Source organism: Gracilimonas sp. (genome assembly GCF_040218225.1).
Lineage (GTDB): Bacteria > Bacteroidota > Rhodothermia > Balneolales > Balneolaceae > Gracilimonas.
On record NZ_JAVJQO010000003.1, the window covers coordinates 159,516 to 176,420 of the forward strand.

General features: G+C 43.2%; 17 protein-coding genes. 2 read left to right on the top strand and 15 right to left on the bottom strand.

Features of this window, described 5'->3' with window-relative positions:
• The 14 genes from RIB15_RS03165 to hemA all read right to left on the bottom strand — a co-directional run bounded on the left by RIB15_RS03165 (nucleotide 1) and on the right by hemA (nucleotide 13,742).
• A complete protein-coding gene (locus tag RIB15_RS03165; RefSeq protein WP_350200698.1) occupies nucleotides 1-474 on the bottom strand; it encodes a YybH family protein in 474 nt (157 codons plus the stop codon).
• Nucleotides 475-692: 218 nt separating this feature from the next.
• Complete coding sequence (locus RIB15_RS03170) at nucleotides 693-1,754, bottom strand: imelysin family protein (protein ID WP_350200699.1); 1,062 nt, start codon at nucleotides 1,752-1,754, stop codon at nucleotides 693-695.
• Nucleotides 1,751-3,166, bottom strand: a complete 1,416-nt coding sequence (locus RIB15_RS03175; RefSeq protein WP_350200700.1) for a di-heme oxidoreductase family protein — start codon at nucleotides 3,164-3,166, stop codon at nucleotides 1,751-1,753. Before RIB15_RS03175 ends, RIB15_RS03170 begins: the two co-directional genes overlap by 4 nt.
• A 67-nt stretch (nucleotides 3,167-3,233) precedes the next feature.
• On the bottom strand, nucleotides 3,234-4,415 hold the full coding sequence (locus tag RIB15_RS03180; protein ID WP_350200701.1) for an imelysin family protein: 1,182 nt from the start codon (nucleotides 4,413-4,415) through the stop codon (nucleotides 3,234-3,236).
• A gap of 118 nt (nucleotides 4,416-4,533) precedes the next feature.
• Complete coding sequence (locus RIB15_RS03185) at nucleotides 4,534-5,475, bottom strand: NHL repeat-containing protein (protein WP_350200702.1); 942 nt, start codon at nucleotides 5,473-5,475, stop codon at nucleotides 4,534-4,536.
• A gap of 75 nt (nucleotides 5,476-5,550) precedes the next feature.
• Entirely contained in the window at nucleotides 5,551-5,991 is a 441-nt protein-coding gene (locus RIB15_RS03190) for an SRPBCC family protein (RefSeq protein WP_350200703.1), read from the bottom strand.
• Nucleotides 5,992-6,063: 72 nt separating this feature from the next.
• The gene (locus tag RIB15_RS03195) at nucleotides 6,064-6,465 is read right to left on the bottom strand and encodes a hypothetical protein (RefSeq protein WP_350200704.1); all 402 of its coding nucleotides are present in this window, start codon (nucleotides 6,463-6,465) and stop codon (nucleotides 6,064-6,066) included.
• 36 nt (nucleotides 6,466-6,501) lie between these two features.
• Nucleotides 6,502-7,794 carry a glutamate-1-semialdehyde 2,1-aminomutase gene (gene hemL, locus RIB15_RS03200; protein WP_350200705.1) on the bottom strand — a complete coding sequence of 431 codons (1,293 nt, stop codon included), beginning with the start codon at nucleotides 7,792-7,794 and terminating at the stop codon, nucleotides 6,502-6,504.
• A gap of 120 nt (nucleotides 7,795-7,914) precedes the next feature.
• Complete coding sequence (gene hemB / locus RIB15_RS03205) at nucleotides 7,915-8,898, bottom strand: porphobilinogen synthase (protein ID WP_350200706.1); 984 nt, start codon at nucleotides 8,896-8,898, stop codon at nucleotides 7,915-7,917.
• A 72-nt stretch (nucleotides 8,899-8,970) separates the two neighbouring features.
• Complete coding sequence (gene hemF / locus RIB15_RS03210) at nucleotides 8,971-9,900, bottom strand: oxygen-dependent coproporphyrinogen oxidase (RefSeq protein WP_350200707.1); 930 nt, start codon at nucleotides 9,898-9,900, stop codon at nucleotides 8,971-8,973.
• A gap of 53 nt (nucleotides 9,901-9,953) precedes the next feature.
• Entirely contained in the window at nucleotides 9,954-10,985 is a 1,032-nt protein-coding gene (gene hemE, locus RIB15_RS03215; protein WP_350200708.1) for a uroporphyrinogen decarboxylase, read from the bottom strand.
• Nucleotides 10,986-10,989: 4 nt separating this feature from the next.
• Entirely contained in the window at nucleotides 10,990-11,679 is a 690-nt protein-coding gene (locus tag RIB15_RS03220) for a uroporphyrinogen-III synthase (RefSeq protein ID WP_350200709.1), read from the bottom strand.
• Nucleotides 11,672-12,574: a hydroxymethylbilane synthase gene (gene hemC, locus RIB15_RS03225; protein WP_350200710.1), complete on the bottom strand. Its 903-nt coding sequence runs from the start codon at nucleotides 12,572-12,574 to the stop codon at nucleotides 11,672-11,674. Before hemC ends, RIB15_RS03220 begins: the two co-directional genes overlap by 8 nt.
• On the bottom strand, nucleotides 12,564-13,742 hold the full coding sequence (gene hemA / locus RIB15_RS03230) for a glutamyl-tRNA reductase (protein ID WP_350200711.1): 1,179 nt from the start codon (nucleotides 13,740-13,742) through the stop codon (nucleotides 12,564-12,566). The genes hemC and hemA overlap by 11 nt, the downstream gene beginning before the upstream one ends.
• Before the next feature lie 282 nt (nucleotides 13,743-14,024).
• Between hemA and RIB15_RS03235 the strand changes: the two genes are divergently transcribed.
• On the top strand, nucleotides 14,025-14,381 hold the full coding sequence (locus RIB15_RS03235) for a DUF3127 domain-containing protein (protein ID WP_350200712.1): 357 nt from the start codon (nucleotides 14,025-14,027) through the stop codon (nucleotides 14,379-14,381).
• Nucleotides 14,382-14,700: 319 nt separating this feature from the next.
• Nucleotides 14,701-15,585, top strand: coding sequence for a hypothetical protein (locus tag RIB15_RS03240; RefSeq protein ID WP_350200713.1), 885 nt, complete (start codon nucleotides 14,701-14,703; stop codon nucleotides 15,583-15,585).
• Nucleotides 15,586-15,685: 100 nt separating this feature from the next.
• Here RIB15_RS03240 and RIB15_RS03245 read toward each other — a convergent pair whose 3' ends face one another.
• Nucleotides 15,686-16,687 (bottom strand): potassium channel beta subunit family protein, encoded by a 1,002-nt coding sequence (locus tag RIB15_RS03245; protein ID WP_350200714.1) that lies wholly within the window; start codon nucleotides 16,685-16,687, stop codon nucleotides 15,686-15,688.
• Between the last annotated feature and the right edge of the window lie 218 nt (nucleotides 16,688-16,905).

Genomic DNA, 16,905 nt, shown 5'->3' on the forward strand with positions numbered 1-16,905 from the left:
TCACCCTTCTTCTATTGGCTTGATAATATCACGATATATCTTCCATTCTCCGTCTTCCTTTTTCCAGATAACCATGTATCGTTGAATACCTAAATTTTTACCTTCCTTGTTAGAAACATTGGCTACGCCATAGTCATATATTGCATCACCCAATCTTTCTACCTCCTTTGGCTGAATTTTAATAATCATCCCAGAAGAAAGCATCCCTGAAACAAATTTTGAAATACCTTCACTGGTTGAAACAACTCCCCCATTGGGTGGGTAAATCGTAGCGTCTTCTGTGTACAGATTTACAGCTAATCCTTCTGTATCTCCCGCCTGCATAAATTTTCCAAACTCTTGATACCTCTCTTCAATAGTTGACATCAAGTCATTTTCCATTTGTTCAGATTGTGCATAGAGCATGGTTGTTGTGCCTAATAGCAGTAAAAGTGTTGCACTGAATAGATTTCTTATTTTTATAAACATATTCATAGGTTTCTCTTTTGAATTTGAATTACCCCGAGAGTAAGAAATAGTCTCTGTGTAAGTAATAGATACCCCGTCATGATCTATCTCTGTACCTCGAAAACTAATGTCACTTTTGTGACAGCCTTAAATACGAATAAATAAGAAATATTAGTAATTTAATATTGTTAGACTTACAAAGAGTTCTTCCAATTCAAAATCCATCATTTTTGAACTTAAAATTTCTAATCTCCATCATTATCGCTGAAGGTATCCAGCAGGCTGAGTTGGGACATCATATCGACCTCCGTATAAATGTACAACTTCTGAATACTGTCGATAAGCTGCTGCACAGATTCCTTGTCATTCTGTATTGCTTCCCGAAGACTTCCATTCATTCCGTTAATGATAGAAAGAGCATGCAGGTATTCGGTGCTGATGGCTTCAGATAAGAGTACCTCCCCTTCATCTTTGATGTTCAACGCATCGAGGTAATCATCAAATCCTGTTGAGTCGCTCCCATTGAAGGCATTTTGGGCTGCTCTCAGGTTTTCAGTAATAAGCTCTTTGGAGATTTCTGCATATTCCGACTCCAGCATTTGCAACCGGGGCACTCCGTTGGTCTGCTTTCCAAAAGGGACCTCCAGTTTATCCATACGAATCATCTCCAACAAGTAGCCCATTTCATTAGCCAGTAAAGTAATACCTGAATTTGGCCGATTTCCTGTTGCCTTTACAAACTCCTGACGGTAACTACTTTCCCATTCATCCAGAACAAGCTCACTGTTTTCGACCAGCGATTCAGATAATAACTCCAGGTACGCTTTCCGGTTTTCATCCTGGAATTCGTTCAGAACAATTTCAGGTTCATCATGAAAAAGTAAATACTCGATAGCAGGCAGTCCTTTCCGATTACTGCCCATACGTACCAGATAATCATCGCTTTCGTCATACTCTTTTATGGCTGTTTCAATACCGGCTTCACTGGTTGGCCATCGGTCGATGGAAGTCACCAGAATCATTTCCTCTACCGGACCAAAATTATATACCTCAGCGCGTTTCCAGCTTTTGATAGCCTCTTCCCATGCCAATTGCAGCGATTTAAGCGTTTCTTCATTCGGGTTTTCATTGAATGAAACCACGGCTGAATGAAGTGTTGAAGTAGTCTGCGAAAAATCCTGGTAGGCTGGGATTATCAGGTTATCGGCTGCATTATTGAGCAGAGATTGCCGGTCAAAGTTATTACCAGAACACGCATTTATCAGACCACACAAAAGGATTAAGAAAAATGGTCTCAGCTGGTTCATAATGAATTCAGAAATGTAATCAGGTTTTCACGTTCAGTTTTTGGGAGCTCTTTGAAATTATCCTTAGCTGACTCGGCTTCCCCGCCATGCCATAAAATAGCTTCTTCAAGATTCCGGGCCCGGCCATCATGCAAAAAGAAGGTATGACCACTCACCGTTTCGATCAGGCCGATTCCCCACAGCGGAGGTGTTCGCCACTCTGTTCCGGTAGCTTTCCAGTCCGGTCGGCCATCAGCTAAACCCGGCCCCATGTCGTGGAGCAACAGATCGGTATACGGGTAAATAGTTTGGTTCGACAGTTCGGGATGATTCGGATGGATTCCTGTTTTTTGTTGAGGAACGTGACAGGAAGCACAGCCAATTTCAATAAAGGCTTTTTTGCCTTTCAGTACATCTTCCTGATCCCAGTTTCTCCGCGCCGGTACCGCAATGGTTTCAGTGTAAAGCGTTAACCGGTCTAAAATATCCGAAGTAAGTTCCGGGTTACCACCACTTGGAAACTCTTTGCATCCCTTTTGATTTTCGGCGCAAAGCTCCTCAGGAAAATGCTCAGAGGTAATCCCGATATCTTCCCGAAATGCCACAGCAGTCTGCTGACGTACAGATGGCTCATTAGCCTTCCATCCAAAACGACCAGCCGACATTTTCCCATTTATGTGATCGTATACGTAATTGATCCGGCCGGAGATCCCGTCATTGTCTGCATCAGCTGAATCAGCCACTTCTTTAAGTCGTTCTTCCGGAATGGCCTCCAGCAGTCCAAGTCCTACCAGATGCTGTGCAATTCTTGGAGAGATCATGATATCATCCGGAAAATCCCCATAGGCCAGGCTATCAAATTCGTAGATTGGTTTTCGAAGAGAATATTTTGTTCCGTCCGGATATTCACCGGGTATTTCTTCATATCGTACGCGAACGTCTCCTTCCGGCTCAACCCCTAAAACCGACATATGGTTAAACTGACCTCCATAATTTTCGTCCGGACGGGTACCATTTCCTTCTTTTGAAGGACGGCTCAACCTGAACAGCAAATCAACCGGTTCTTCATCAATACTTCGCGGGGGTGAACCACGTCCATCCAACAAATGACAGCTGGAACAGGAACGGGCGTTAAAGAGCGGACCTAATCCATCCAGGTCAGCGGTAGAAGCCGGCGGGGTAACCCAGTTTCTTTTGAAAAAGGCATTTCCGGTTACAAAGAAGAGGTCTTTATTTCCGGTGAGGTTTGGAGCTGCCTCTCCGAAAGCATTCACGGATTCATTAAAAACGGTAGACTCGCCACCGCTGTATTGCTCACCTTCTACCCGGTATTCAGAAAGTGGATCAAACCAGCCGCTGGAGTAACCTAAAATAAATCCTGCTACAAAGAGCAGAATCAGGAATACAAGACTTAATTTGGATGTTTTTTCCATGTAGTTTCGTTATAGGTTAATCGTTAATGATTTCTAGTACAACAAATTTCCCAATAACCATTAACGATTATATTGCATCCGGATCGACATTATAACCCAGAATTGCAGCGGCTTCGGCGATCAGGTCTCCCTGTCTACGAAGTGAGTTAATCGTATCCATGATTTGCTGTCGTCCGTCCTGGCTCAAAATTTGCTGATCAAACGGAGGCTCAATTTCCTGGGTCAGTTCCACACTTTGGGTCACCGTTTCTTTCAGTTCTTCAGCAAGTGCTTCGTTTTCATCCTCAATCACATCCAGTACACTTGGGCCTGAAACCACAGTTCCATTCGTTCGCTTGTATTCACCCAGAATCACATTTTGGATTCCTAATGCGTTGACCACAATATCACGATGAGTATTGTCACTGAAGCAGGAATGTTCGTCTTCTTTACTTCGCAGATCCCAGGATACAAACATGCGCTCTCCGGCCAGTTCTCCTTTACTGAGTTTTCCGATTCCATTTAAAATCCGGCCAATAGATGTATTAATCTGTTCTTCAGAAGCAAAGAAGGCCCGGTAGTTATCTTCGCCCTTTTTCCACTCATTAACCAACATCTGTAAATCATCGGTGATGAGTTCGGTCGTTTCGGTAAGGTAAGTTGCCCGTCGCTCCTGGTGATCATGGGTACCTTCAGGTCCGGTCACGTAATCAGTATAGGGCCGTTCACCACCTCCGGGGCCTTTGCTCAAATCCTGTCCCCACAACAAAAATTCTACGGCATGGTAGCCGGAACTGACATTCGTCTCACTCCCCTGCTCATTTAAAGATGCGATCATTTCTTTAGTGATTTCGGGAAATTCATCCGGGCTGTTGATGATATTGGTGCCAACAGATTCCCCTTCGCCGGTTGGCGAGGCCTCCACATAGTCGATATACGACTCATCCAGCGGCCACGCATTGAGTTGTCCTTCAGGGCCGTCTTCGTCGTCAATCGGTCCGCCATAAAAACGAAAAGCCTCGGTTTTTCCATAGGTTTCACGAGCATTTAGCCAGGCTTTTTTGGTGGAATCCAAAGTTGCAGGTGATGGATTTTCCACAAATTCATTTACGGCCTTGTCGAGAGCTTCAGCATCAGAAAGCGCATCCTGATAAGTGGCTAAAACAATATCAGCATAATTTTCGACTACGGGTTTCAGCTCCTGATGAGTGCTGCATCCTGTGAACAAAATCAGGCTCATTAGTGAAGCAGCCGTGAGTACTTTTTTCATGAAAAGAACGAGGTTAATTCCTTATTTAGATTTGATACAGATAAGATACGTATTTCTGTAAGCGTTCTAAAGGAATTTTGAAGATGATTGCTTAGTAGTTCTCCCCCAAACAGAACATTTATTCCACCTCAGCTAAGCCATACTCAAAAATAGTGGAAACTTCACCTTCAGCATCCACTTTACGAACGCGGGGAATAATCACATCCTCTTCCCAAAACTCCCACCATTTTGAAGTTCCGAACGTTGACTCGAGTACATACACTTCCCCATTAAAAACATCTACACCATGAGGCGACCATGGCCCTTCTGATTCCAGAAATACAGAGACTTCACCGGCCGGAGTCACCTTCAATACTCTTCGATTTCCGTAGTAGGCCAAATAAACGTTACCGCTTTCATCTACGGCAAAATCGAACAAGATATTCGCTCCGGCAAAGGGAATATTTTCAGGATTTTCCTCCTTCAGTCCGGTAGCCAAAACTGAAATAGAACCATCTTCTTCCACTACTTTAATACTTTCACGGTCCAGGATATATAGCTTATCGTTTAATCCCCATGCCACATCATCGATTCTGGTTATTTCTGCGTTGAGACTAACTTCCACAACCTGCCCTTGTTCATCCCTTTTGAAAAGTTGATTATTGCGGGCAAAAAATACCGTACCATCACCGGCAACCGCATAGGTCTGTATAAAGAACAGCTCTTCGTTAGTGGTTGGTTCAATAATCAGTTTCTTCCCGGTTGAGTCAATGTTCCATAATCTGGCCTGCAATCCGCCCCCAGCATTATTCCGTTCTGCTGCATAAATCATGCGGTCGGGTGTTCGGGAAAGAATAATATCGCTGGGCGAATATGCCGATTCTAAAGCTTCGGTTAATTCGTTTTGATCGTTTATTTGCCAAACGCATGCATAATGATCGTCATCCACAAAGGGACAAATAAAGGTGAAGTAGATATTCCCCTGCTGATCTATAACCAACCCTCCCCAGGGATGTGCCGATACGGTATTAGTATTCAATAACAAGAAAAGTAGTGATAGTACTGGAACCCATTTTCTCATGAGCTTGTCTTTAGGTTTGTCTTTGAGGATATCGTGGTGAAACGCACTTAGACAAACAGAGTTACGTACTGTAAGTCAGTTTTTGGATTCGCAATATTTTTTTACAGCTATCATGTCTTTTTCCAACGCCTTTTTCATGAAACCTTTCATCAGTGGATTGAAAATTTTAGGGAGAAATTTATAAGCCTTGGCATCCATTATCAGAGTTAGCTCTGTCCCACCCTCTCTTCTCTCCACCGTAAAAACGGAATCCCAGACCGTACCCATGGTATCAGATACAATCCTGATATGAGCATTTTCAACCAGCTCAGTGACTTCCAGAATGGTGGAAGCTTCCCGTCCGTTCATATCCCGGGTTTCTTTGAATTTAGTCCCCACTCCATACTCTTGTTCAGTCAGGAATTCTACGTTCTTGATATCCGGCACGGCTTGAGAAAAATTCCGGATATCAGAAATAGTTTTAAAAACCAACTCTTTAGGAGCTTCGATTTGCTTGGTTACTGTGATGGTACTCATAGCTTTATCCGGTTAGTGAATGGATAAGGCTAAGTTAGAAAATCACAAATGAAGTGCAACCTTGATGTTTACTCAGGAGAGCAAATTCTGAATCCTCTCGATCCTTTTATTTCGGTCAATCGAGTATACGTTTCCTTTCGATTCGATATGCTTGTAGATTAAAAGTGACCGCCTCCATAGTATAACAGGATCAATATCAGGCTCTTCTTCTTCAGACAGTACAGATGCCATTTCAAAAAACAGATCGGCTACGAGCTCCAGGTTCTCATGATTCATCCCCGGATGCTCTTCCAGTTTTTGAAGCATTCCCGTCCCATCCATCTCCAGCAAGTCTCTTACATTCAGATCGAGTTGCTCGGTCAACGCATGGTTTGAGATTTCTACCGCTTGATCTGCTTTTCCGGGTTTCTTTAGACCCACCAGTGTCGATATCACCCTCGTCAGCACTTGGGTGAGTTGATAGATCTGCCGCATGATATAATCGTTTTGATTTAAAATAACACGGCGGTTTTAGTTGCTAATTTCGGTTATTGTCTCTTCAAAAGCGGTAAGAATAAAGCTGAGATCTTCGGGAGTCAGAGAGTTTGCTAAGAAAAAGGCTTCAAATGGTGAGGGTGGCAAATGAACGCCTCGCTTCAACATACCGTGAAAAATCTTTCCAAATAACTCTTTATCTGTTCGGTTGGCATCATCAAATGTCTGTACCGGACCTTCACAATAAAACACCCCGATCATAGAACCTACCCGGTTCATGGCGTGAGGAATATCATGCTCTTCCAGTATTTTAGTTATTCCGGTTGCCAGAATCTGGGATTTCTTTTCCAGTTCCTCATACACTCCCGGGTTTTCCTTGAGCTTCTTCAGCAAGGTGTATCCGGCAGCCATAGCCAATGGATTCCCGGACAAGGTCCCAGCCTGATACACAGGCCCTGTTGGGGCTACATAATCCATGATTTCTTCTTTCCCACCATAAGCCCCCACGGGAAGTCCGGCTCCAATAATCTTACCATAGGTTACCATGTCGGCCGTTACGCCATACACTTTTTGCGCACCCTGGAAATCAACCCGAAAGCCTGTCATCACTTCGTCAAAAATGAGAACAATTTCATGTTTATCACAAAGTTCGCGTAATCCTTCCAGGAATCCTTTTTTGGGCGGAATACATCCCATGTTTCCTGCAATCGGTTCCAGTATGATGGCAGCCATATCTTCTTTGTTGGCTTCTACCAGCTTTTTCACTGAATCCAGATTATTGTACTCGGCGTTAAGGGTGTCTTTAGCCGTTCCTTCCGTAACACCGGGACTGCTGGGCTCCCCCATCGTCAGAGCACCACTGCCGGCTTCAATCAGAAACGAATCTCCGTGTCCATGGTAGTTTCCTTTAAACTTGATGATCTTATTTTTGCCGGTATATCCACGGGCTACCCTAATGGCACTCATCGTGGCTTCAGTCCCCGAATTCACCATCCTTATTTTGTCAACACCAGGTACAGAGCTCGTAATCAGTTCTGCCATCTCTACTTCCAATCGTGTAGGTGCCCCAAAAGAAGTAGAATGTTCGGCTGTTTGCTGAACCGCTTTTATGACATCCGGTTCAGCATGGCCAAGCAGCATCGGCCCCCAGGAGCTAATCAGGTCGATATAGCGATTGCCTTCTTCATCCCAGAGATAGGAACCTTTTGCACGAGTGATAAAAAGAGGTGTACCGCCTACACTGTTAAAAGCTCGGACCGGAGAATTTACTCCACCGGGTATCACTTTCGATGCTCTTTCATACAATTCTTTGCTCTTTGGATAATCCATTATGTTTAATTTTTTTGTTGAAAAACTTCCCTCAGGGGACGTACGGCTTTAGCCAAGAGGGAACACCCTCCCCTCCGATAAATCGGAGCACCTCCCTCAAGGGAGGTCTTTCATAGCTATTTATTTTTGATTGAGGATTTTGGCTGCGGCTTTTGCAAAATAAGTCGCAATAAGATCCGCACCCGCTCTTTTGAATCCGAGAAGGGCTTCCATCATCGCGTCTTCTTCATCCAGCCAGCCTTGTTCAGCAGCAGCTTTAATCATTGCATATTCACCGGATACATTATACACCGAGACCGGAATATTGAAATTCTGTTTTACGGCACGAACCACATCTAAATACGGAAGTCCAGGTTTCACCATCACGATATCAGCTCCTTCATTGATATCCAGTTCCACCTCCCGTAATGCTTCGTCTACATTGGCCGGGTTCATCTGATAGGTCTTCTTGTCTCCAAAACCGGGTGCAGAATCCAAGGCATCGCGAAAGGGCCCATAATAAGAAGATGCATACTTTGCACTGTAAGCCATAATGCCTGTATTCTCAAACCCGGCTTCATCCAGAGCTTTCCGCATCGCCCCAATCCGGCCGTCCATCATATCAGATGGAGCTACCATATCAGCACCTGCTTTGGCATGACTTACTGCCATTTGCGCCAAAACTTTCACGGAAGGGTCATTCACGATTTCTCCTTCCTCAACGATACCGTCATGCCCATAGGAGGAATATGGGTCCATGGCTACATCCGTCATCACCCACAAATCCGGATAATTCTTTTTAATGAACCGAACAGATTCCTGCATCAAGCCTTTATCATTTATCGCTTCTGTGCCTTCATTATCTTTCTTTGAGTCTGGCACTTTCACAAATAACAGAACGGATTGAATTCCGAGTTCAACCAATTCATCCAACTCTTTGGTTAGAGTATCTAAAGAGTACCGGTAATAATCCGGCATACTTGGTATTTCCTCTTTCTTGTTTTCTCCTTCCATAATAAAGATGGGAGCGATGAAATCAGATGGATGCAGTCGGTTTTCCTGCAACATCTCACGAATAGCAGGTGATTGCCGGTTTCGACGTAATCGGGTTGTTGGGTATTTCATGTTTCTTTGCTTGCGAAAAGTGAAAAGGCAAAAGTAAAAACTACGTTTGTCTTTTCACTTTTCCCCTTTCACTTAGCTATAATTAATCCAGTCAATCGGTTTCAGGTGTTCCACCAGTGTTGCCTCCGGAGTACCTTCCTCGGGCTGATGATCATACACCCACTGAACTTTTGGGGGAAGGCTCATCAGGATTGATTCAATACGTCCTTTGGTCTTCAATCCAAATAAGGTACCACGATCGTGAATCAAATTGAACTCGACATATCTTCCCCTCCGAATTTCCTGCCAGTTCCGGTGAGATTCACCATAGCTATTATCCTTTCGCTTTTTCATGATTGGGACATAAGCATCTGTAAAAGCATATCCTGCTGCCTTGCAGAATTCGAATAAATCATCCGCAGAACGATTTTCATCTGGTCGCTGATAATCAAAAAACAGGCCGCCAATCCCCCGTGCTTCTTCCCGGTGATGATTGTAAAAGTAGGCATCACACTCTGCCTTAAAATCAGGGTAATAATCGGGATTAAACCGATCACATGTTTCTTTGTGAACCTGATGAAAATGCCTGGCATCCTCAGGATACAGGTAATAAGGAGTGAGGTCTGCGCCACCACCAAACCACTGATCCTTAAGCTCTCCGGTGTCTTTGTCATACAATTCAAAATACCGGTAATTGGCATGGACCGTAGGCACGAATGGATTTCTGGGATGAATCACCAATGATACTCCTGTAGCAAAAAATTCAGACTCAGGTACCTCAAATTTCTTTTGCATGGCTTCGGGAAGCGGGCCTCCCACAGCTGATACATTCACCCCACCTTTCTCAATCACATCTCCGTCAGCGATAATGCGGGTACTGCCACCGCCAAAACCTTCCCGATCCCAATCCTCAATACGAAATTTTTGTGTTCCTTCCAGTGCCTCTAATTCATCACATATGTGTTGTTGAACATCTTTGACGAACTGGCTGAATTCTTCTTTTTTGGATGTCAGGTTTGACATATAAAATTAATTTTACAATCCACAGAGCCACAAAATCTTATGTCTCCACGATATTAATAACGATAATTTTTTACGGTATCCACGAATCTTTTGGCGTTTTCAACGGGAACATCCGGCAGAATACCATGCCCTAAATTGGCAATATAATTTCCTTTTCCGAAACGGCGCATCATGTCTTTGGCTTCGGCTTCAATTTGATCGGGCTTCATCAACAACTTTGACGGATCAAAATTTCCTTGTACTACCTTATCTCCGGCAAATTCCCGGGCATGTTCGGGAGTACAGCCCCAGCCTATTCCAAAACCAGTAACATTGGTATCCACAAAAAATGGATAGCTCCACTCGGCATCTTTACAAAACATGATTAATGGCACACCATAATCTTCCCTCGCAATTCGCTGAAGATGCGGCAAAGCCAGTTTTCTAAAATCATCGGGACCAAGTGCAGCCGCCCACGATTCAAATACCTGAAGCACTTGTGCTCCGGCTTTGACCTGATTATGCAGATACTGAATGGTCTGGTCCGTCATTACTTCAAGTAATTTCTGAGCAGCTTCCGGTTGAGAAAATAAAAATGATTTTGCCGTCGAGAACGTCTTTGAACCCTGCCCTTCAACCAGATAGCAAAACAGTGTCCACGGTGCGCCGGCAAATCCAATCAGCGGAACACGGCCATCTAACGTTTTACGGGTCAGCGTAAGTGCATCATACACATACTGCAGCTGTTCTTCAGCCGGAATGATATTCAGGTTTTCAACCTGTTCTACCGTCCGGATTGGATCAGGTAAATATGGGCCGAAGCCCGGCTTCAGTTGTACTTCTACATCCAGGCATTCAATTAAAACCAGGATATCCGAAAATAAAATAGCCGCATCAGTCCCTACAATATCAATCGGCTGAATGGTAATTTCGCACGCCAGTTCCGGTGTTTTCACCCGTTCAAAAAAGCTGTACTTCTTTTTGATCTCCATATACTCGGGAAGGTATCGCCCGGCCTGCCGCATCATCCACACGGGCGGACGTTCGGTTTCTTTGCCTTCTAGTGTATCAAGCAACAGTCGGTTTTTCAATTCAGGAAATGACATGTAATCAGTTAAAATAGGTTTGAATGGATTCCGTTAATGAATCCAGGGTTGAATATTCAGGAGTGATGCAGTCTTTAAAACCAGCTTCTTTAGCTGCTTCTTCAGTCGTAGTTCCAATACAAAAAATCTGAGCTGTTCCGTTTACCTCATTTCGCTCAGAAAAAGATTCCACCGCACTTGGGCTCATAAAAACGATGCCATCATAATTAGAGGTATTAAGTGTATGAGGAGCCAGTTTCGTCCTATATACTTCCACAGAAGTCAGATTAGTTCCTTCACCAAGAAGCTTATTTAAATCTCCCGCCTTCAGGTTTCCACAAAAGTGCACTACATCCCTGAGATCAAGATCTTTCATCTTTTTGGCCAAAGCAGCTACGTTATATTCATCCGGAATGGTAACCTCAAGATTCAAGCTTTCCAGCTTTTCCGCTGTTTTAGATCCCACTGCAAAAATATGATCGGGAACGTTCAGGTCGTTAATCGCGGGCTTAAGTGCTTTAACCGCTTTTTTGCTTGTAAAAATCCAGGTGTCGATTTTATCAGGAAGCTGACTGATCCACATAGCCGGAATTACATATTCAAAGGTTATAAATGGAACGGCCTCCACTGAAAAACCAGACGACTGCAAGGCCGCCAGTCTGTCTTTTTTAAGCTGTGTAGTAAATAAAATGTTGGGCTTTTTTTGATTAATCATCGTTAGCCCGATGAGTTAGTAGTTCAACCGCCCCGTCTTTTTTCAATAGGTTAGCCCATTCATGCCCTTTTGCGGGTGTGGCTTCTGTAACCGGGATTTCCCTTTCGATATCCATTCGCCGGGAACCATCCAAAGCCAACACAGCCCCTACAAAATAAAGTATACCATTTTTAATGTAAGCGTGAGCTCCAACCGGCGAAGAACAGCCTGCTTCAAGTTCATTCAGAAAAGCCCGTTCTATATCAACACAGGTTCGGGTATCACTGTGGTTTAGTTTGTCAAAAATTTCCTGGTGCTTGGTATCCTTTCTGCTAACAACACCTATGGCGCCTTGAGATGGAGCCGGAATCATCCAATCCAGAACCTGACTAATCCTATTTTCATAACCTATCCGTTCCAGTCCGGCATAGGCAAATACAGCCCCAAACCAGTCATTATTATCTACTTTTTGAATCCTCGTTGGAACATTCCCTCTCAAACCAACAACTTCATCTCTTGGAAATCGATTTTTCCAGAACGCGGTTCTGCGAATGCTGCCTGTTGCTATAACACGATGAATCTCCCCTTTTTCTTCTTTGGGTTTCACCAATACATCCTTAGGATTTCCTCTTTCTAAAACTGCTGCTAACTCAAGATCACCCAACAGAACGGTGGGTACATCTTTCAGAGAGTGTACAGCGAGGTCTACTTCTTCCTGAATAAGCACATCATCGAGGGCTTTGGTGAAAACGCCTTTATCCCCTAATTTATGAATGGGGATATCCTGCTCTTTATCTCCGAACGATTCTATTTCAACCAGCTCGGTTTCCACACCAATGGCATTCAGCTTATCGCTGACCAACTCTGCCTGCCAGAGGGCTAACGTACTTTTACGGGTACCGATTTTAAGCTTCATTCTGTGCCTTTTCGAATTCTTTATCGATGCGGTCTATATGAATGGCCATGATTTTCTTTTTGATGCGCCGGGTTACTTCCTCCATTTGTGCATAAGATTCGTCATCCATCTTATGTTTTACCCTGTCCAGCTCTGCATCCGTAATATCACTTAACCGATGATCAATTTCTTTTATACGAGGCAAAAGATACCTTGAACGTTTAACGCTCTTCAAAAAATCCGCTTTTTCTTCCGCAATGATTTTCTTGATTTTAGGAATGGCGTTCTCTCTCTTTTCCAGTGCTTTTTTGTTGGCTTCGTGAATAGAATCCATATCAACCAATGTCACATGTTCAACTTCTGCTACCTTTGGATCTACGTTCCGTGGAACACTTAAATCAAGCACCAGTTGCTGTTTTTGTACGGCTTTAAAATGTTCCGGGTGCAGAATGGGTTTAGTGGCCCCTGTTGCAGCAATAATTAAATCTGCTTTTTTAATTTCTTCTTCAAGCTCAGAAAAAGCATGGGCTTTGATATCAAATGAAGAAGCCAGTTCCTTGGCCCGGTCAATAGTCCGGTTCACAACAGAGATATGTTTAGCACCATTGGAAACCAGGTTTTTACAGGAAACTTTGCCCATTTTTCCTGCACCAACCAACAAGATATTGATTGTACTCAGATCCTTAAAATGATCAAGGGCATGCTGGGTAGCAGCAAATCCGACGGAAGCCGTACCTTTACCGAAGTCGGTTTCAGTACGGCTTCTTTTGTGTGCTCGGAAAACCGATTGTACTAACTGATGAAACTCACCAGACAGGTTATCTTTTGACTGTTTATAAGCCTGCTTTACCTGCTGAATGATTTGTACATCTCCCAAAACTTGCGAATCCAGTCCGGTACCTACCTGATAAAAATGATTGTAGGCCTCTTCTTCTTCATGGATATAACCGTGCTTTTTAAAAAAATCACGATCCGTATTGGTTGACTTGCAAAGAGCTGAAATCAATACTTCAGCATCACAAAAGGCATATAGCTCTGTCCTATTACAAGTATCCAGCATCAGTACCCCACCTGGAATATCTTTGGTGTAAAAATCCAAAAGCTCCCTGCGATGACTGTCTAAATAAAACAATTCACGAATAGAGACCTCACTTTTCCAGTGAGAAATTCCTATTGCACTAAACCTCATAAATAGCTTCTAAAAAATTTCCGGCACATTGAATTACAATTTACTTTCTGAATATGAAGATTATGTGAAGAAAGTTCTTCACATAAGACTGAAATCGTTCCTGAATGGATATAAAGACTGATTATTGTCTTCATATTTCATAAAGAACCTTAAGATACGTCACTTAATGTTTAGAATTAATTCAAATTCTTTATTGCTTCCATCAATGCGATTTTCCATTCCCTCCTCGATGTTAAATAGCTCAATGACTATATTCTCACAAAATAAAAATAAGCACATTTTATGGATCTTCAGTTAACAGGAAAAGTCACTCAAATTTTAGAAGAACAATCAGGTCAGGGAAAAAACGGTCCGTGGAGAAAACGGGATTTCATTCTTGAAACCAAAGGGCAGTATCCAAAGCAGGTATGCATCACGCAATGGGGCGATAACATAGATCAACAAGCTGTTAATGAAGGAGATGAAGTGACCGTTTCAATCGATATTCAAAGCCGCGAGTACAAAGGGAATTGGTACACTGACGTTAAAGCATGGAAAGTTGAAAAAGCACAGGGAGATGTTCAGGCTCCTCCAAGCGCTCCGGGATTGACCAGAGAGGGCAATCAGGAAATGGATCTTGATGACGACCTGCCTTTCTAAAAAATTATATTCATTAAAAAACCACTACTCTCACAAGTAGTGGTCTTGGATCAACCTATGAAAAAGCTACTTTTCAGGATTGGTACCTAATAACTCAATCGCTTATTAATTAACAATATTCAGCTGACTAATACACCGCATGTTTGTGTAGTATTTAAGCCCCAAAAAACTTTCTTTGCCGTCATAACTTCTTTTTTGGGCTAGCGTAAAACCTCCCATCAACCAACCTTCGCAAGTTAATACCAAACACTGTACTTCGCTTACCAAAGTACATTCGATTGGGCTACCCAGGAAGAAATCACATCACTTTTAAACAACTATGAAATCCAGATTTAAAATACCCGGACTATATATAATATCCATCCTTTTGCTCTCTTCTTGCAGTGCATTGAATAAACTTTCGACCGGACAAACAGATCGCCTTAAGAAAGGAGAGTTTTATAAAACCTATGAACCCAAAAAAATGCCGGTGGCTTCTTCCAGCATCGGCTTGCTCCCGATAACCATTCAACCCAACATGGACGAACCGGATTTTGAATACGATCGTGAAGACCCGATTTTGCTCCAGCTAACAGATAGCATCACCAGCAAGGTTCACCAGCTTTCTGTAAACCTGACAGACGTGCCCAGTTACACACTCACTGATTCTAAAAATGGCCCGGGAGTTTATGTGGGCAGCAGTGAAGGGGACAATGTGCCATCTGCCGCTTTCATGCAACGTGAAGAACTCGATAAATATCCGCCCATGATCATTTATATGAATAAAGCCAAGGATGACTGGAAAGCACAAGCATCTACTACAGCAGCAGAATATAAAACGGACTATCTGCTTCGTATTTGGGTGAGTTTTGCCCAATACCCTAAATCAGACAAGGGTCTTGTTAAGAAAAAAGTGATGTTGGGAACAAACCATGAAAAAGAAATCCGTTTTTTCAGTGCCGAAGACAAGCCCGTGGAAGTACTGCAAATCAGTGGGTACCTGGCCGACAATAAAGGAAATATTATTCGTGCAGGAGCAGAAGGCGTCATTCATAATGACACTCCATTCTGGCTGCAGGTGTTGGATATCGAGGAGCTGCTTGATAACAAAACCATTTCCCGGTTACTGGAAAAAGAACGGCGCGAAGACTTACCCGGCGATCCACTCACGCTTGATGTTGCCATTGAAAACCTGATTGCCCAGCTGCTGGATCGAAGTCTTTAGATATGCTTTTTAAACAATATTCCGGCCGTCAATTATACTGTTATTGACGGCCGGAATTCTTTAGCTGCATCGTTTATAATCAGACATTGGATGATTTATCCTAACTGCGTCTCCAGTCGAGGTCGTCCTTAGGCTTGTTGTCCAGTATTTCTTCAATACGGCCCATCACTTCATCATCCACCTTATCTAAGATGTCCATAGTTTTCATGTTCTGCTCAATCTGTTTCACATTAGATGCCCCGGTTATAACCGTGCTGACGTTTTCATTATTCAGACACCATGCGAGCGCAAGCTGAGGCATGGGCACTCCTATTTCATCTGAAACGGTAGCCAGTTTTTCTACTTTGCGTAATTTGGCTTTACCCTCTTCCGACTCAAGCAGTTTTTTACGAAGCCAGCTGTATTTCTCCAAGTCCAGACGTGATCCTTCAGGAATTCCGTCATTATATTTCCCAGTTAGCAAACCACTGGCCAGCGGACTCCAGATCGTTGTTCCCAAGCCAATATCCTCATACAGTGCAGCAAACTCCTTCTCCACTTTATCCCGCTTGAACATATTGTATTCAGGCTGCTCCATCAGAGGTGGACGAAGATGTTCTTGCCGGGCAAAATCATAGGCTTTCCTGATTTGATCAGCACTCCACTCACTGGTTCCCCAATATAGTGCCTTGCCTTCATTAATCATTTGATTCATAGCCCAAACCGTTTCCTCGACTGGTGTATATAAATCAGGGCGATGGCAGAAAAGCAGGTCTACATAATCTGTTTGAAGTCTTTCCAGAGCTGCTTCGGTACCTTCTTTAATATGTTTGAAAGAAAGCCCCTGATCATTCGGGCCTTCACCACCCCAGAAAATTTTGGTCGAGAGAATCAAATCAGAACGCTTCCATCCGGCTTTTTTAATCACTTGACCCATGATTGTTTCTGATTTACCCATTTCGTAGCCTTCGGCATTGTCAAAGAAATTCACCCCGGCATCGTAAGCCGCTTTCATTTGATTGTAAGCCAGGTCCGTATCTACCTGTTCACCGAACGTGACCCACGACCCAAATGAAAGGGCTGACACTTTAAGTCCTGATCTTCCTAAAAACCTGTACTGCATAATTATTTATCTCCGATTTATTTCTTTTTTACTGTGATCCAATTTCACAACAGCTCAGAACAATGATGCGTTCTTTATTTTTTAGAATGATCATCGAACAAAAGAGGAGTTCTACATTGAAAGAAACGGCATAAACTTTGAAATAACGAGCTTTATTAATCTCACTCAAGCTTCTGTTAGTTTTTTATTAAAGATTTCCTATAATCTGACATAGATTT

Coding starts and splice junctions, on each gene's coding strand:
- hemL (WP_350200705.1), bottom strand. CDS start 7,794: ATGGATTATCCAAAGAGCAAAGAATTGTATGAAAGAGCATCGAAAGTG.
- hemB (WP_350200706.1), bottom strand. CDS start 8,898: ATGAAATACCCAACAACCCGATTACGTCGAAACCGGCAATCACCTGCT.
- hemF (WP_350200707.1), bottom strand. CDS start 9,900: ATGTCAAACCTGACATCCAAAAAAGAAGAATTCAGCCAGTTCGTCAAA.
- RIB15_RS03190 (WP_350200703.1), bottom strand. CDS start 5,991: ATGAGTACCATCACAGTAACCAAGCAAATCGAAGCTCCTAAAGAGTTG.
- RIB15_RS03185 (WP_350200702.1), bottom strand. CDS start 5,475: ATGAGAAAATGGGTTCCAGTACTATCACTACTTTTCTTGTTATTGAAT.
- RIB15_RS03245 (WP_350200714.1), bottom strand. CDS start 16,687: ATGCAGTACAGGTTTTTAGGAAGATCAGGACTTAAAGTGTCAGCCCTT.
- RIB15_RS03195 (WP_350200704.1), bottom strand. CDS start 6,465: ATGCGGCAGATCTATCAACTCACCCAAGTGCTGACGAGGGTGATATCG.
- RIB15_RS03165 (WP_350200698.1), bottom strand. CDS start 474: ATGAATATGTTTATAAAAATAAGAAATCTATTCAGTGCAACACTTTTA.
- RIB15_RS03235 (WP_350200712.1), top strand. CDS start 14,025: ATGGATCTTCAGTTAACAGGAAAAGTCACTCAAATTTTAGAAGAACAA.
- hemA (WP_350200711.1), bottom strand. CDS start 13,742: ATGAGGTTTAGTGCAATAGGAATTTCTCACTGGAAAAGTGAGGTCTCT.
- RIB15_RS03240 (WP_350200713.1), top strand. CDS start 14,701: ATGAAATCCAGATTTAAAATACCCGGACTATATATAATATCCATCCTT.
- hemE (WP_350200708.1), bottom strand. CDS start 10,985: ATGTCATTTCCTGAATTGAAAAACCGACTGTTGCTTGATACACTAGAA.
- RIB15_RS03180 (WP_350200701.1), bottom strand. CDS start 4,415: ATGAAAAAAGTACTCACGGCTGCTTCACTAATGAGCCTGATTTTGTTC.
- RIB15_RS03220 (WP_350200709.1), bottom strand. CDS start 11,679: ATGATTAATCAAAAAAAGCCCAACATTTTATTTACTACACAGCTTAAA.
- RIB15_RS03175 (WP_350200700.1), bottom strand. CDS start 3,166: ATGGAAAAAACATCCAAATTAAGTCTTGTATTCCTGATTCTGCTCTTT.
- RIB15_RS03170 (WP_350200699.1), bottom strand. CDS start 1,754: ATGAACCAGCTGAGACCATTTTTCTTAATCCTTTTGTGTGGTCTGATA.
- hemC (WP_350200710.1), bottom strand. CDS start 12,574: ATGAAGCTTAAAATCGGTACCCGTAAAAGTACGTTAGCCCTCTGGCAG.